Source organism: Anaerotignum propionicum (assembly GCF_024461735.1).
Classification (GTDB): domain Bacteria; phylum Bacillota; class Clostridia; order Lachnospirales; family Anaerotignaceae; genus Chakrabartyella.
The window spans coordinates 174,003-188,507 of sequence record NZ_JANGAD010000005.1; the positions used below are offsets into that span (position 1 = coordinate 174,003).

Below are 14,505 nucleotides of genomic sequence, written 5' to 3' on the forward strand. Positions count from 1 at the left end.
TAAATCTGGAAAATGGTCATTTTCACTCTATATATTTTATTGTGATAGGGAAGTCGTAGTTTCATTTACTATAAGGTCAAACCAACGTTGTATTTAGTTAGAAAAGCTTGATAAAAATCTCTGATGATTTATACTATATTTATAATGCTTATAGTGATATTGTAGCTTTGCTTATGATTAAGATGAAAGGAGATATGTGAATGATTCATGTCGCAATCTGTGACGATGATCCACAAGAAATTGACCGTACCCATAGCTGCCTTGTAGCATACATGCAAAAGCACCCGCAATATGAAATAAATGTTCATTCCTTTTCTGCCCCATTAGAATTATTATCTTTTGTGGCTGAGCATGGAGGATTTGATATAATGCTTCTAGATATTTTTATGGCTGGTATGCTTGGTACTGATGCAGCAAGAGAATTACGCCAGCTAGGAGATAATAGTGAAATTATATTTATTACAACATCTCGAGACCATGCCATCGAAGCTTTTGAAGTAGAAGCTGCACAATATTTGGTTAAACCCTATGCTGAATCCGGTATTTTTGCCGCTTTGGATAAGATTATCCAACGTATTGATAAAGAAAGGCGAATGATTGTTACACTTAAGACATCAGAGGGTATTACCAGGCTTGCACTGAGGGATGTGGTATTTACAGAAACGGGACGAAATAATTATCAGATTGTACATACCATTCAAGGAAGTAAGCTGGAGGTACGCATGACCGCCTCGGAACTTTTTGAGTTGCTCTCCCAGAACAAATTTTTTGTTAGGTGTGGGGTTTCCTTAAACTTGAACCTTAAATATATCCGACAGATTTCTAAGAATACCATAACTTTTGATACTGGTGAATCTGTAACTTACCCTTACCGCTCCTATCAGAAACTCAAAGAGGAATTTTTACGTTTTCAAATGTTCACAGAGGAATAAAATGTGACAATTGCCCCTAAAATAATAGCAATTACCCCAAAAATATTTTTTGGGGTTAATTTATGTTAGGATAAATGAAGAAGGGAGGCGGTAAATCTGTTATACAACCTTTTACTATTTTTTTCTTTTTTGCAATCTGTCATTGTCTTTACGCTAATGTCATCAGCGGCAATGCGATTTCGAGAGCCTGCTAAAAAACGAATATTGATAGGATTATTTGTGATGCTTTGTGGAATAAGCATACTGTCTTATCACTTGTTTACACATGGCGTCTATTCGGTAAATGGATTTGCAATACTTATTATTTTAGTAATAGAACTTTCTTGGTTTTTGATTTGTTCAGAAGACTATTTTTTTGTGTCACTTTTTAGCTTTATAACCTTTGTTAATATTTATTTGGCTATTAACTATTTTGGTGATATCTTAGCAATACATGGTGGGGGTTCTGCTTTCGTCATTGAATTCATGATAATTCGTCTGGTCATATATGCAGGAATTCTTCCGCTACTTTATAAATTTGTGCGCCCACGTTTTCGACGACTGGTGGGTGCGTTGGACAAGGAATGGCGTGCAGCTGGGTTGGTACCGCTGATGTTTTTATTCATTCAAATAATGGTATTGTATTACCCATCCCCCTATTGGTCTTGGAATAATGAAAGTTGGAATAAAGTCATTATTATTACTGTGTATCTGTTGTTTCTGGCGGTATATTACCTGTTGTATATTCAAGCCAATGCCATTGTTGAAAAATATGCATTGGAAAAACGTCAGCTGCTTATGGCACAGCAAGAGAAGTTGTGGGAATCAGAGCTTGCCCGCCAAAAGGCAGCAGTGGCTTTGGCATTTCAGCAAAGGCACGATATGCGCCACCACAATGCGGTTATCATAGACATGCTGAAAAATGGCAACGTGAACGAGATTGAAGGCTATATGCTAAGTTATAACGCTGCTCTGGACATGAGCAAAAGTACAGCTTATTGTAGAAATCCAATTGTAAACAGTATCTGTAATGCCTATGCAGAAAAGGCGGAGAAAGCCAAAATCAAGATATATTTTCATATGACTGTACCTGAGCAAGCAGGGATTGATAATGTTGATTTAACTTGTATTTTTGGCAATGCACTGGAGAATTCCATTGAAGGTTGTCTGAGGTTGCCCAAGGATTATGAAAAGGAAATCATTGTGACTGCCAAATATATGGATGGAAGGCTGCGCATACAGGTGGAGAATAGCTGTAACGAAGAAATTGTTTTTGATGGGGAACTGCCTAAAACCCAAAAGCAAGGCGGTGGCACGGGTATACATAGCATAATCTATACTACCGAGAAATATGACGGTACATACCGATTTTCTGCCGGCAATGGTAAATTTACCACTCAAATCGTTCTCAATGCCCATAAAGCAATTCCATAAGGTAAGACAAAATAAGCGACTATCAGCCGATAGTCGCTTATTTTTAACAAAAAAATGCAATTACCCCTAAAATGATGGCAATTACCCCAGAAACGGTTTTTTCCCCTTAGATATGCTAAAATAAAAAACCAAAAAAGAGTATTTTTTATTTACTTTGACTGCTTTGATTGCTATTTTTTGTAAGAAGTTTAGAGCGGATTTTAATTATGAATAGATGATAAGAGGAAATATATGAAGATTAATTTATCTAAAAAAAAGTTTAATTTTTTAATATTCACTACAGTCTTATTGGCTTTCGTTTCTTTCGTCTACGTTTATTTTAATTGGTACTGTTTTATTTATAAACCATTTGAGACTAGCCCCCAAATATCTTCTCCTACTTTTTATAAAGTTTCAGATAATGGTGATCAGTACTATATCGACCAGGGAAATTATCGTTTGCTTGGAATAAACAAAGATGGAAAATGTAAGTGGACATATATTAATACCGATGCTTGTTATAAAGAACTTGCGCAAGCGCCAGATGGGAAAATATATGTAACAAACTATCAATATTTGAATGATGCAGCCATTTCAAGCATTTCAATTGATGAGTTTTCTGCAACGGGGAAATTTATAGGAAGTGTTTATTCTGCTTCCTACACCGCAGAACATCTTTTTGATAGAACAAGCCAGATAATGGATTTACAGTTTTCTGGCGATGAGCTTACTTTTGTGACGAGAACAGATGACGAACTTCTTCTATATTCTATCAATTTGAAAGAAAACAATAAACCACAGATCAAGGCAGTTGTTCCTTGGGACGATAAGAAAGAGCATGCCATAAAATATTGTTATGATCATGAAATAGGGATTTTCTATGTGATTACTGCGTTGGGCAATATTTATGAAATCAATTCAAATGGAAATGACACAAAATTACTATCCTATCAAAAAGAGGAAGGCTTTAATATACCGTATTCCATGGCTCTGGTGGATGGTGTTCTTGTCGTTTCTGATATTGGTTCACGTACTGTAAAATATTATAATGGTCAAAGCTTTCAGACGATGGCATCGATGAAGGAGAATGATGATTTTTTCACCGATCCTGCCCTTTACTATTCTATAGCCCGTGCTAGTCAAAATGATGTTACGGTTGTATCCAGTTATGCTACCTATCGTTTGAATGTTAATACAAAAGCCATATCACAGGTAAATACAGAGATTGCATTTTCAACAGGGGAATATGTGCGTATTATGTTCACTTGGTTATGCGGTTTATATTTGGTTCTTTTGGGACTTAGCGCGGTGATTTTCTTTGCTATATATTACTACAAAAAAGTGGGATTTACTGATTTTACATATAACTTTATAGTTATCATAATTGTTGTATCGATATCATCGCTGGTCATCGTCAAATATACTGATATTCTTTACAATGCTTATCAAGACAGCTCCATTGATAAAATTTCTTCCATTGGAAAATTGATCGCCAATAATATTTCTTATGAGGATGTAAAAAGCATTGATAATTTGGAGGATTTTAACTCACAAAATTATAGAAACATAATTAATTTCCTAAATAATAATGCAAGCAATTCCGAAGATGTTTTTTATATTGATGATACAGGACTCAATAAAAAAGATAACCTTTGGAATGCAGATATATATTTGGGAATTAATAGGTTTTTTGAAAATAGGATTTATTTTATTTTATCTATGCCAGAAGAAGCAGGAGCAATCTATCCTTTAGAGGTAGCGGAAAAGGATGCAATAAACCTAATATGTCAGAACAACACACTTATTTACCCGGATTATGTGGGCTACTTTGGTTCTTATTGTCTGGTTCAAGTGCCAATCGTATCAGACAACAATGAAGTAGTTGGTGCTGTTGAGGTCGGGTTCAATAAAAACAGTTTTATGAAAGAAATGAGAGCAAAGCAAATTGAAATCATTATTTCAACTGCTGTAGTTTTGCTGCTTTCATTACTGCTATTAAAAGAAATTTTCTTTGGAATAAAAATGTTTTTTGTTAAAAAGTCATCGGAAGCCGGTCAGCTTATAGACTCAAGATCGGTTAGAACTCCAATATTTTTAGGTCAAACTGCCTACCACTTGTCGGTTGTATGTGGTCCGTTGTTTGCGATGCAGTTATACAATGAAACCTTTGGCGTATCGAAGGAGATTGCAGTGGCGGTTGCCTATTCCGTGACGCTATTATTTGTTGGAATTTCTGCTTTTATATCGGGCGTGCTTATAAAAAAAATTCACCTTCATAAGCTGCTTGTGATAGGCACCATTCTTTCCATTGTTGGAGAGTTGATTGCAGCGACCTCTGGCGGTCTTACGCAATTTATTGTGGGTAGAAGTATGTTTGGAAGTGGTGCAGGTATGATACTCAACATTCTAGATACCATGGTGGCCATGCAACCGGATGAAGAGCGTGTCACACAAGGGTTTACAATGAGCAGTGCTGGCACCAATGCAGGTACCATTGTTGGAGTTGCCTTGGGAGCAACTGTCATTACTAGCTTGGGTTATCGCTGGGTATATGTTGTTTCTGCTTTCATTCTTTTGATTCTCTTAATTACAGCGATTCTTTTTTACAATAAAGACAACGTCCCTGATGCCATGAATTATGTGGAAGTGAATTCTGATATGAGTTTTTTACATTTTGTGGGGAATAAACGAGTAATTGGTTATATTTTCTTTTTAACGGTTCCATATTTTATCTGCATGGGATTTATTGATTTCTTTCTTCCCCTAGAAGGGAAAAATCAAGGTTTAAATGAGGAGACAATTTCCTATATTATCATTATTTTTGGACTGATTTCCATATATCTTGGTCCAGTCTTAACAAAGAAGCTTCTTTCCATATTGGATTCCTATATTGTACTGATTATATCAGCTGTTGTTATGTCTACTGCAATTATATACTATGGACTGATGCAATCAGTTTTTGCACTGGTTTTTGCCTGTGTCGCCATTGCTTTTGCGGATAGCTTTTTTCAATCAGTTCAGAATATTTATTTTACCCAGTTGCCTGAATCAATTCAATATGGGCAGAGCAGTACCCTTGCCCTCAGCAATGTTGTGATTGGTATGGCCCAGATGGGGCAGGCTTACTTATTTGCTTTTGCCATGTTCTTTGGGATCAAGAGGTCTTTTTTAATCATTGGCATTAGTTTTCTAGTTTTAACAGCAATATTCCTAATCCTTAATTTCGAGGATAAGAATCACAATAAAATTCAAAAAAATACAAATTATATGAATCATTAAAAATTAAAAGGAGCTTTGAAAGTTATGAATATTTTACTTGCAGGTTATGGGAACATAGGAAAGGCGTTTATGAAGCTTGTTGAGAAACATGGTTGCAACCACAATATTACGATTTGTGACCTTGAATATAATAATATGGACGCCATTCAATACATAAACGAACACCATTCAGAAATAGATCTCTTTATTAACCTTACAGGTCTACGGACGAAACTTTTTCTTGAACTTGTTTATAAGTATAATTTGGCGTATGTGGATGCAGGTATTGAAAATGACGATGCTGAGATGACAAGTTATGACTATTATAAAAATCTTCTTGAAACAAAAGCCAATAGTAAAATATTATTAGGTTTTGGTATGAATCCCGGACTGGTTGAACATATCTATTTTAAAAATTTACCAAGTAAAAGACACTATGCGATTGTTTTTGAAACAGACAAAGCAACAAAAGGCAATGAGATATTTAATACATGGTCTTGTGAATCCTATTATTTGGAGGCCTGCGTGAATGATAAGTTTATTTCTACACCACAAAATCCTTATATAGTTGTGGATTGTCCTCCAATTTCGTTTACTGTTGAAAACCAAAAGAGACAATACCTTCTCATACCCCATGAAGAGGTGTTTTCAATACAAAGATTAAGCCCCTTGTGCGATGGGAGTATGTTTATATATCAGGCACCTGTTAGTATTCAGGAATACTTATTGCATCATAAAATTAGCGAAAAGGAAGCAAAGCAGTTAAATAATCAAATGGACGTATCAGGAACTGAAAATGTCGGTATATTAATTTATGATGATAGTGATAACCTTGTTTATTATCATAACACGGTATCCCATGAGGAAATATTCAAGGAGTTTAATACAAATGCAACCTGCTGGCAAACCGCATGTGGTGTTTATCTTGGTATGGAAATGATTGAGATCGTTGAAGACGGAACAATCGCAACCGTAAGTGATTTGTCAATAAAATATAGTGATGAAATAGATAGGGTTTTGAAGAAAATTAATTTTAATATTGATACTACTGAACATTATGTTTTAAAAGATGAATTCAAACAATTTATTGCAATATTACAGGACAAACTTGAAAAGTCCGGACAGGGTAATTGCTTGGTTAGATATTAAGGCACGGTTTGAATAAGGAGAATTTTATGAATATTTTGCCAATTTGTGATGAGCAACAATATATTTTTGATGTAAATGAAGCAATTGATAGTATTCCTATGAAAATTTCGTATTCAATGGAATTTTCGAGAAGCTTTTCCCCAGAGGAGCTTTCCTTTGCCATTGATAAATGTATCCAAGGGGCTGATGTTTTTGGAGCACGATGTCTTGTTATGGATGGACGTCAGTATATGGAATTTCTACCTTATCAGAAACAAGATATTCTTACCTTCCATTTTTCAACGGAAGAAGAATATCATTTATTTTGTAAAAAGGTTTGGGCAACAAAGATAAATAATAGGGAGAAGCTTTATTACATATTTATTTATTCTATTGCAGGTTCTTATTATGGCATTCACTTTAGTTTTAATCACCTAATTTTTGATGGGATATCCGTATTATTGCTAACAGATAAAATTCAAAAGGTTCTGCTTTTGAAGGATGAAGAAGTGAAATGGCACCCATTTTCAAAATATCTGGATAACTTAAAAGAATATAATGAAAGCGAAAAATATTTTGTAGATAAAGAGTTCTGGGAAAATAAGTTTTTAGAAATTTTTAATAGTGATTATCTTTTTGATGATGTAATTGATACGGATGAATCAGTAATTAAGGAATTAACTTTCCAGACAAGCAAAGAGTTTAAGGATAATTTATTTGAGTATTGTTCCAAAAACAATATTTCAGTTCATATTTTGATTGCTTCTATTCTTGCACAGATTATAAATACAAGAACACGGTGCAAGCGTTTTTACTTCGAAATTCCTATTGGAAATCGCTTGGGAACCGATGAAAAAAACAGCTTAGGTGTTTACGAAATTGGGCCTCCTTTCATTTTTGACTTTACGAAATATAACAATATTTTTGAGCTATATCAGTCGGTTCAGAAACAGTCCATAGATTATTATAAGCATAGAAATTTTGACTGGAATACAAAAATACTTTCTAAGGAATACGAAGAAAAATATGGTAGGTATATTCCCCAGTTCTCCTTTTCGTATTTTTGTACCAATAAAAAGCCTTCTGTTTCTTTTGCGACTTTGAAGCATCACAATTGTGAAACTGACTTTCTGCCTATGACGTTACATATTACTGACTACATCGATTGGAAAACGATTGGATTTTCTTATATATATTGGGAAAATTACTTTACCGATGAGGAAGTTATTGAAATTCATAAGGAAATTGAAACCACAATAGCAAATATTCTTAAGATAAAAGGCTTTTCGTAAAGAAAAACAGAAAAACACAACGATTTTATTTGCCTAGGGGGAGTATATACATGTTTGAAAACATTTCAACAATCAGTGATCTACTTTTTTTAACTACAAATCATTATGGTGAAAGGGATGCATTTTCCTATTTAAAAGGTGGAAATATGTATTCCGTGACTTATTCTGAATTTTCACAACAGGTTACGGCAGCAGCAAAGTCTCTTATTCTAAGGGGTATTACAAATAGTAAAATAGCACTTGTTTCTGAAAATTCTTTTGACTGCTTAAAGTGGTGTTTTGCCGTGCCTCTCTCTGGAAATGTGCTCGTTATTTTGGATAATATGGCAACAATACAGGAAAAAGCCTATATGGTTGAGCACAGCGATACCTCTTGTTTAATTTATTCCCACCTCAATCAGCCGTTTTGTGATGATACAACAAAAAATAATAAAAGCGTTCAACATACAATCTGCATAGAGGAGGATGCTGAGAACCATCTTAATTGTGAATCAGCTGTGGAATTAGAAAAAACTGACGGTTCAGAATTATCATACATATTTTATACTTCGGGAACTACGGGTAAGCCAAAGGGTGTAATGCAGTCTCAAATTAATTTACTGCGGTCTAGTCTATATCTTTCTTATAGTCTTAAAGTCAAAGATTCTATCTTTTTAATATTACCGCTAAATCATATTCTACCTTTTGCGAATGTGGTATTTAGTTCTATGTATAGCGGTGGAAATTTATTTATTTCAACAGGATTGAAGAATCTTTTCATGGAAATGCAGGAAGTTAGACCATACTGTACTTTTTTGGTACCAGCATTGCTAACATATTTTGATAAAATGATTCATGTGACAGCACAAGAGCTTATGAAAATAAGCAGTTTAGACCAACTTACTGCAAGGAAACAGGCATGCGACCAATTGCTTGGGGGAAATTTAAGAATCATTGTCATTGGTGGTGCACCTCTTGATTTAGAAATTGCTAAACGTATGCAAGAGCTGGGCATTTTGGTACTTAATGGATATGGGCTGACGGAAACTTGCGGTTCCATCACCGTAAATCCAAATGATGATAATCGACTTGGAAGTATTGGTCGTATCAATTTTAATTCTGGAGCAAAAACGAAAGATGGAGAACTTTTGTTTAAAAATCCATACCTTTTTAAAGGATATTATAAGGATTCAAAGGCAACGGAAGAAGCATTCCTTGATGAATGGTTTTTAAGCGGAGACTTAGGTTATATTGAAGACAATTATGCATATATTGTGGGCAGAAAAAAGAATTTAATTGTATTGCCCAATGGAAAAAATATAAGCCCAGAAGAGCTTGAGCTTGAACTAATGAAGATTGAAGAGATTGGAGAGGTTGTAGTTTGCCAAGAAAATGGGAAACTTACAGCCAAAGTTTATTCGGAGCATGATAGACTGATAATCCGTAAAAAAATAAACGCAATGAATAAAATGCTAGCTTCTTATAAGCAAATTGAAAGTGTTGTTTTTTGCGAAGAAGAGTTTCCCAAAACAGGCAGCAAAAAAATTAGAAGAGGAGAAATTTAATATGCTTACCGAAATGATAAATATGATTAAAGATATCTTTTCACCAGCGATAGAGGTTACAGGGGATACAGCTTTAAAAACTGATTTGCAGCTGGATTCCTTTGAAATAATAAATCTCATTGGCATTTTGGAAGATAAATATAACGTTGATATTAATGTAAATGATATAGTTTCTTTAATTACAATTGAAGATATTTGTAATTATATTGCTAATAAAAAAAGCCCTGACCAGATTATATAAATATTCAAATTCTACTAATTTAAATGCGACTGCAGAAGATGAAAAGTTTAAAATGTATTGTCAAGAAGTGCCCTCTATTTAAGGGCATGCTGAATAAAAGGGATACTATATTTTTCTGCTCGTTTCATGCCGATTACAAACAGTGCAGGCTTGAGGGGATTTGCAGCGTATGAGGAAACCTACAAAAGCATCATTGAGAAAAATAAAATATAATAGTGAGCTTAATTGGAAATATTATTTTTCAAACTTTAAATCTATAGGCTTTGGTTCAGTGGGAATTCCTGCTTAAACCAAAGCCTATTCTTATGCTATAAAATATAAGAAAAGTAGGAAAATATTATGATTTCTATTTAATAAAGACAGGGAATGGAGATTGAAGTGCTTGTTTTTGAATATCAGACAAGACGAATTGATTTATGGGAAAACAAAAGAAATTTATAAGTTTCTTATAAATCTAAGTCATAACTGTTATTGAATGAATACTCCTAAAAATGAAAATATTTTTGGATATGATATAAAATCTACTTTGAGGAAAACAGAATATAAATGTAAATTGTGAACTCAAGCAGAAAACAGTATGATAAATCAATAAATGGTACACATTGTTGCTTGATTTTTTTGGGGCTGTCATTTGTTTTTACCATATTTCTCTAATTCGTTGATTTGAAGAATCAGATAAGCGACTTTACTTAAAAATAGCGTCTTACTTTTTGCATATAATTAAGATACGTGTCTCCGAATTTGGATATACACCATCTTTCTTCCGACAAAATAATCCAATGTGCTGATATTTGAAAAACAATTAATATGGCAAGCAATACCAACGACTTTGTAAGCAATACACAGCCTAAAAAATAAATAAAATATGCCACATACATAGGATTTCGAGATAATCCGTAGAGTCCCTTATCAGTGATACCATATTGGTTAGGTTCTGCGAAATTTAAAATGGACCCAATACACAATAAGATCCCTAATCCATATATCATCAAGCCGGCATAAAGAAAATATGTATTAGTGGTAATCTTGAGGAAACATAGATATACAAAAATCAGAATGTTTGAAATCTGATAAAGAGAGTAAGCTAACTTTTCTTTTCCTATCATGGGAGTGAAGAAAGCAGCTCGTTTTAACCCTTCCCTATTTAAAATACTTAAGAGCCCATATCTTATTAGTAATAGGGGTATCACTGTTAGAAATGCATTCATTGTAACCACCCTTTCATAAATATCCAAGGTATATTTAAGGATAAAAAAGTTCCTACTAAAAGGTATCATACCATATATTTGGGTAGCAAAGATGAAAATGGCATAAGAAAGTTGCTGACAACCACTTTATATAGTATAGTGTTCATAAGGAAAACGGTACTCTTGTTGCTCATAATAAAAACCTTTGAGAGGAAATATAGATATGAAAAAAAATAAATATGATGAAAAATTTCCTAGATTACTCAATTCTATTGTGTGTGCAATAGATATACTAGGGTTTTCAGAAATGATACTGGATTCTTGTAATAATGGATTAGGAGATAATTTACTAGGGGAGATAAATTACCTGATTGAAAAAAATAAAAAGTGTATTATTCCGGACAAATATAGTGAAGGAAAAATCAAAATATTTACGGACAATATGGTTGTTGCATACCCAATCGATTATGATGGGGAAGCAGAGCTAAATGAGATTTTGGATAATGTTGCAGAGTATCAATTCAATTTGGCATTAGAGGGTCTATTTGTTCGAGGCGGAATAAGCATTGGTGAGTTTTATATTAATGAAGATATTGTTTTTGGACCAGCTTTGTTAGATGCGCATTATCAAGAAAGCGAAATTGCCTGTTATCCAAGAATTGTTTTAGATGATAAAACCGTAAAACAGTTACAAATATATATACAGAACTACAATGATATGCCTGAAAACCAAAACATTTTAATTGATACCGATGGGAAATGGTTTATAGGGTACTTAAATACTATTTTTAAATACTATAAGGAATGCAGTAATGAATACGAATTTGAATTAGTTAAAATTAAGCTGTTGGAAAAACATAAAGAAAAACTTGAGGAAATGCTTATGAAGCATAAGGAAAATATATTTGTATGGGACAAGTACGTTTGGACTGCAAATTATCATAATTTCTTCTGTGATTTGTACTTCCCACAAGAAACAGATTTAAAAATCGCTAAGCACTTATTACTTTCATGGCCTAGACAAATCTCAACTGGTGATTTCTAAAATTCTTTTATTATAAAAGGAATATACCTATTAACGGATTGAACTACTATTAGAGAAAGAGGTGGATAAAATGCATATGAAACATGTGACATTACGTGTCAAAAACTTGGAGCAGTCGATTAAATTTTATGAAATGATAACGGGGTTAACTGTACATCGGCGGTTTAATGCAGATTTAGCAGAAATAGCATTTATGACCAATGGTGAAGGAGAAACAGAGATGGAACTTCTCCAAGTGCCACAAGGCCAAACCTTTGAAGGCAAAGGGATGTTTATCTGTTTTGAAACAGACAAATTGGATGAAATGCATCAACTTGCTAAAAATCGGGGTCTTAACCCTTCACCAATTCAATACCCAGGGGATGAAACCAATTATTTTTATGTATATGATCCCGATGGGGTATCGATACAACTACGTACATTTCCAAATTAATGTAGAATACTATGCCAATTCGTGAAGGCAAAGCAAAAGACAATTCATTTAAGCCTTTTCCGGATCAATTATAGAAAACGTCTAAATCTATTTAAGCAATATTAAGCCAATGAGATTTTGAGACTAGGCTAATCTTGCTGCAATTACTTAAATTTGATAGAAAAACGGGCGATAAAGTGTTAGGAAAATATAACGGTAACCTGAAAACACCCAGCAGCTTAAATGTCTGCCGGGTGTTTTTCTTTTTCTATTTTGCTGTTAAATCAATTGGTATTCTCTCAGCAGCTTTTCAATATCAGTACCGGAAATCTTTTTAAGCACTTCGCCAAGTACTGCTTTCTGTTTCGGATCAAGCTCCATTTGAGTAATTTTTTTACCATCACTCATTTTTGAAGCAGCGTTGAGCAGATCACGGACATCATAAGTGCTTCCCCAAACCTCGGGAACTCCCCTGTCAATGTCAAGCAGTGTATAGACGCTTTCCATAGAAGTTCTTAAGGAGTATTCAATGGTAAAGATGGTATCTCTGGTTGTTTCAGCAAATTGTCCTAGAAAAGCAAAGTTTACACTGCCTGCCGGAATCACATCAGGGCGGTCACCTGCCTCACGTGGCATAAAGAAGGCGGTTATATATGGCATCATGCAAGGCACTGTATTAGCGCTGTGTTCTGCCAATTCCTCGATTTGACTCTCGGGAACACCCATATGATACAGCCATTCCATACAGATTTCCTTGCCAGTGCAGTCACGCATGGCTTTTTTGACAAAGTTGCCCGGCTTATCGGTAAACAAGGCGTAAATCCAGCCAACCAGCTGATCCTTTGGTTGATTGCGGAAATGGGGCTGACGGTTAAAGGTCCAACTAAGCAGCCAATTGGAATCCTTGGCAGTGACGATGCCGCCAGTAACCACTTTGCCGCTGAAGGGATCACGCTTGCATATTTTCTGAATATAGGGGGGGATACGGTCATCCAGCGTTGTTACCGTAGCAGACATCCAATTGCTTTGCTCTGCATCACAGCAGAATTTATCCGGATGTCCAAAGGAGGGGTCTTGTGCTGCAATTTTGCGCCACAGATCCCAGCCGCCACCTTTTTTGATTTCATAGTTAAAAGGTGCCGGAGTATTTTGATTGCCAATAGAAGAATTTTCAACACAGCCGCCGTTGGTAATAAATACGAGGTCATTTTCTGTTAAATCAATGTGATCCTCCAAACCGTCTCGGATAATATCGATACGGGTTGCTGCTTTTTTATCCGTCTTGGTATCAAAAATAATATTCTCTACCTTCGTGCCGTAATGAAATTGAACATCGTGGGCCTCCAGATATTTGACCAGCGGCAGAATCATGGATTCGTACTGGTTAAGTTTTGTAAAGCGAACGGCTGTGAAATCAGGCATCCCGCCAATATGGTGGATGAACCGCTTGATATATAGCTTCATTTCCAATGCACTATGCCAATTCTCAAAAGCAAACATGGTACGCCAGTACAGCCAGAAGTTAGAATTTAGCACTTCATCACTGAATACCTGGGAAATGCGCTTGTTATAGAGTGCTTCGTCTGGGGTAAAAAACAGTGCCATAATCTCCTGCATACCCTTGGTTGACAAAGCGAACTTACCATCGGTGTGGGCATCCTCTCCGCAGTTAACCGTTGCACGAGTGAGAGAGCTATTAGGATCATGCTTGTTAAGCCAGTAAAATTCATCCAGAACACTAGCACCTTCCGTTTCCAGAGAGGGGATAGAATGGAATAGATCCCACAGACATTCGTAGCGGTTATCCACCTCACGTCCTCCGCGGATAACAAACCCAGTGTTGTCGTATTCGTAACCATCGCAGGCACCTCCTGCAAGGGAGTCTTTTTCTAAAATATGGACTCTCTTGCCATCCATCTGACCATCCCGAACAAGAAATGCAGCAGCTGCAAGAGAAGCAAGACCTGACCCGATTAGATAAGCAGATTTACGCTCCACACCCTGAGGTTTTTCAGGACGGGCAAGTGACTCATAATTTCCTTTTGAATAATACATAATGATTACCTCCATGTTC

11 protein-coding genes are annotated in these 14,505 nt (G+C 35.2%); 9 read left to right on the forward strand and 2 right to left on the reverse strand.

Annotated features, from left to right (window positions below):
• The first annotated feature begins 200 nt into the window (after positions 1 to 200).
• The 7 genes from NE558_RS08585 to NE558_RS08615 all read left to right on the forward strand — a co-directional run bounded on the left by NE558_RS08585 (position 201) and on the right by NE558_RS08615 (position 9,787).
• Complete coding sequence (locus NE558_RS08585; RefSeq protein WP_256149607.1) at positions 201 to 932, forward strand: LytR/AlgR family response regulator transcription factor; 732 nt, start codon at positions 201 to 203, stop codon at positions 930 to 932.
• Positions 933 to 1,289: 357 nt separating this feature from the next.
• Positions 1,290 to 2,345 (forward strand): GHKL domain-containing protein, encoded by a 1,056-nt coding sequence (locus NE558_RS14610; RefSeq protein WP_256149608.1) that lies wholly within the window; start codon positions 1,290 to 1,292, stop codon positions 2,343 to 2,345.
• A gap of 438 nt (positions 2,346 to 2,783) precedes the next feature.
• Positions 2,784 to 5,603, forward strand: coding sequence for an MFS transporter (locus NE558_RS08595; protein WP_256149609.1), 2,820 nt, complete (start codon positions 2,784 to 2,786; stop codon positions 5,601 to 5,603).
• Positions 5,604 to 5,627: 24 nt separating this feature from the next.
• Positions 5,628 to 6,731, forward strand: a complete 1,104-nt coding sequence (locus tag NE558_RS08600) for a hypothetical protein (RefSeq protein ID WP_256149610.1) — start codon at positions 5,628 to 5,630, stop codon at positions 6,729 to 6,731.
• A 26-nt stretch (positions 6,732 to 6,757) separates the two neighbouring features.
• Positions 6,758 to 8,002 carry a condensation domain-containing protein gene (locus NE558_RS08605; RefSeq protein ID WP_256149611.1) on the forward strand — a complete coding sequence of 415 codons (1,245 nt, stop codon included), beginning with the start codon at positions 6,758 to 6,760 and terminating at the stop codon, positions 8,000 to 8,002.
• A gap of 50 nt (positions 8,003 to 8,052) precedes the next feature.
• Complete coding sequence (locus NE558_RS08610) at positions 8,053 to 9,546, forward strand: AMP-binding protein (protein ID WP_256149612.1); 1,494 nt, start codon at positions 8,053 to 8,055, stop codon at positions 9,544 to 9,546.
• A 1-nt stretch (position 9,547) separates the two neighbouring features.
• Positions 9,548 to 9,787 (forward strand): acyl carrier protein, encoded by a 240-nt coding sequence (locus tag NE558_RS08615; protein ID WP_256149613.1) that lies wholly within the window; start codon positions 9,548 to 9,550, stop codon positions 9,785 to 9,787.
• A gap of 689 nt (positions 9,788 to 10,476) precedes the next feature.
• Here the strand turns inward: NE558_RS08615 and NE558_RS14680 are convergent.
• Positions 10,477 to 11,064 (reverse strand): methyltransferase family protein, encoded by a 588-nt coding sequence (locus NE558_RS14680; protein ID WP_334303604.1) that lies wholly within the window; start codon positions 11,062 to 11,064, stop codon positions 10,477 to 10,479.
• A gap of 133 nt (positions 11,065 to 11,197) precedes the next feature.
• Between NE558_RS14680 and NE558_RS08625 the strand changes: the two genes are divergently transcribed.
• Together NE558_RS08625 and NE558_RS08630 are read left to right on the forward strand one after the other, a co-directional pair.
• Positions 11,198 to 12,019, forward strand: a complete 822-nt coding sequence (locus tag NE558_RS08625; protein WP_256149615.1) for a hypothetical protein — start codon at positions 11,198 to 11,200, stop codon at positions 12,017 to 12,019.
• A 70-nt stretch (positions 12,020 to 12,089) separates the two neighbouring features.
• Entirely contained in the window at positions 12,090 to 12,452 is a 363-nt protein-coding gene (locus tag NE558_RS08630; protein WP_256149616.1) for a VOC family protein, read from the forward strand.
• A 258-nt stretch (positions 12,453 to 12,710) separates the two neighbouring features.
• Here NE558_RS08630 and NE558_RS08635 read toward each other — a convergent pair whose 3' ends face one another.
• On the reverse strand, positions 12,711 to 14,486 hold the full coding sequence (locus NE558_RS08635; RefSeq protein ID WP_256149617.1) for an oleate hydratase: 1,776 nt from the start codon (positions 14,484 to 14,486) through the stop codon (positions 12,711 to 12,713).
• Between the last annotated feature and the right edge of the window lie 19 nt (positions 14,487 to 14,505).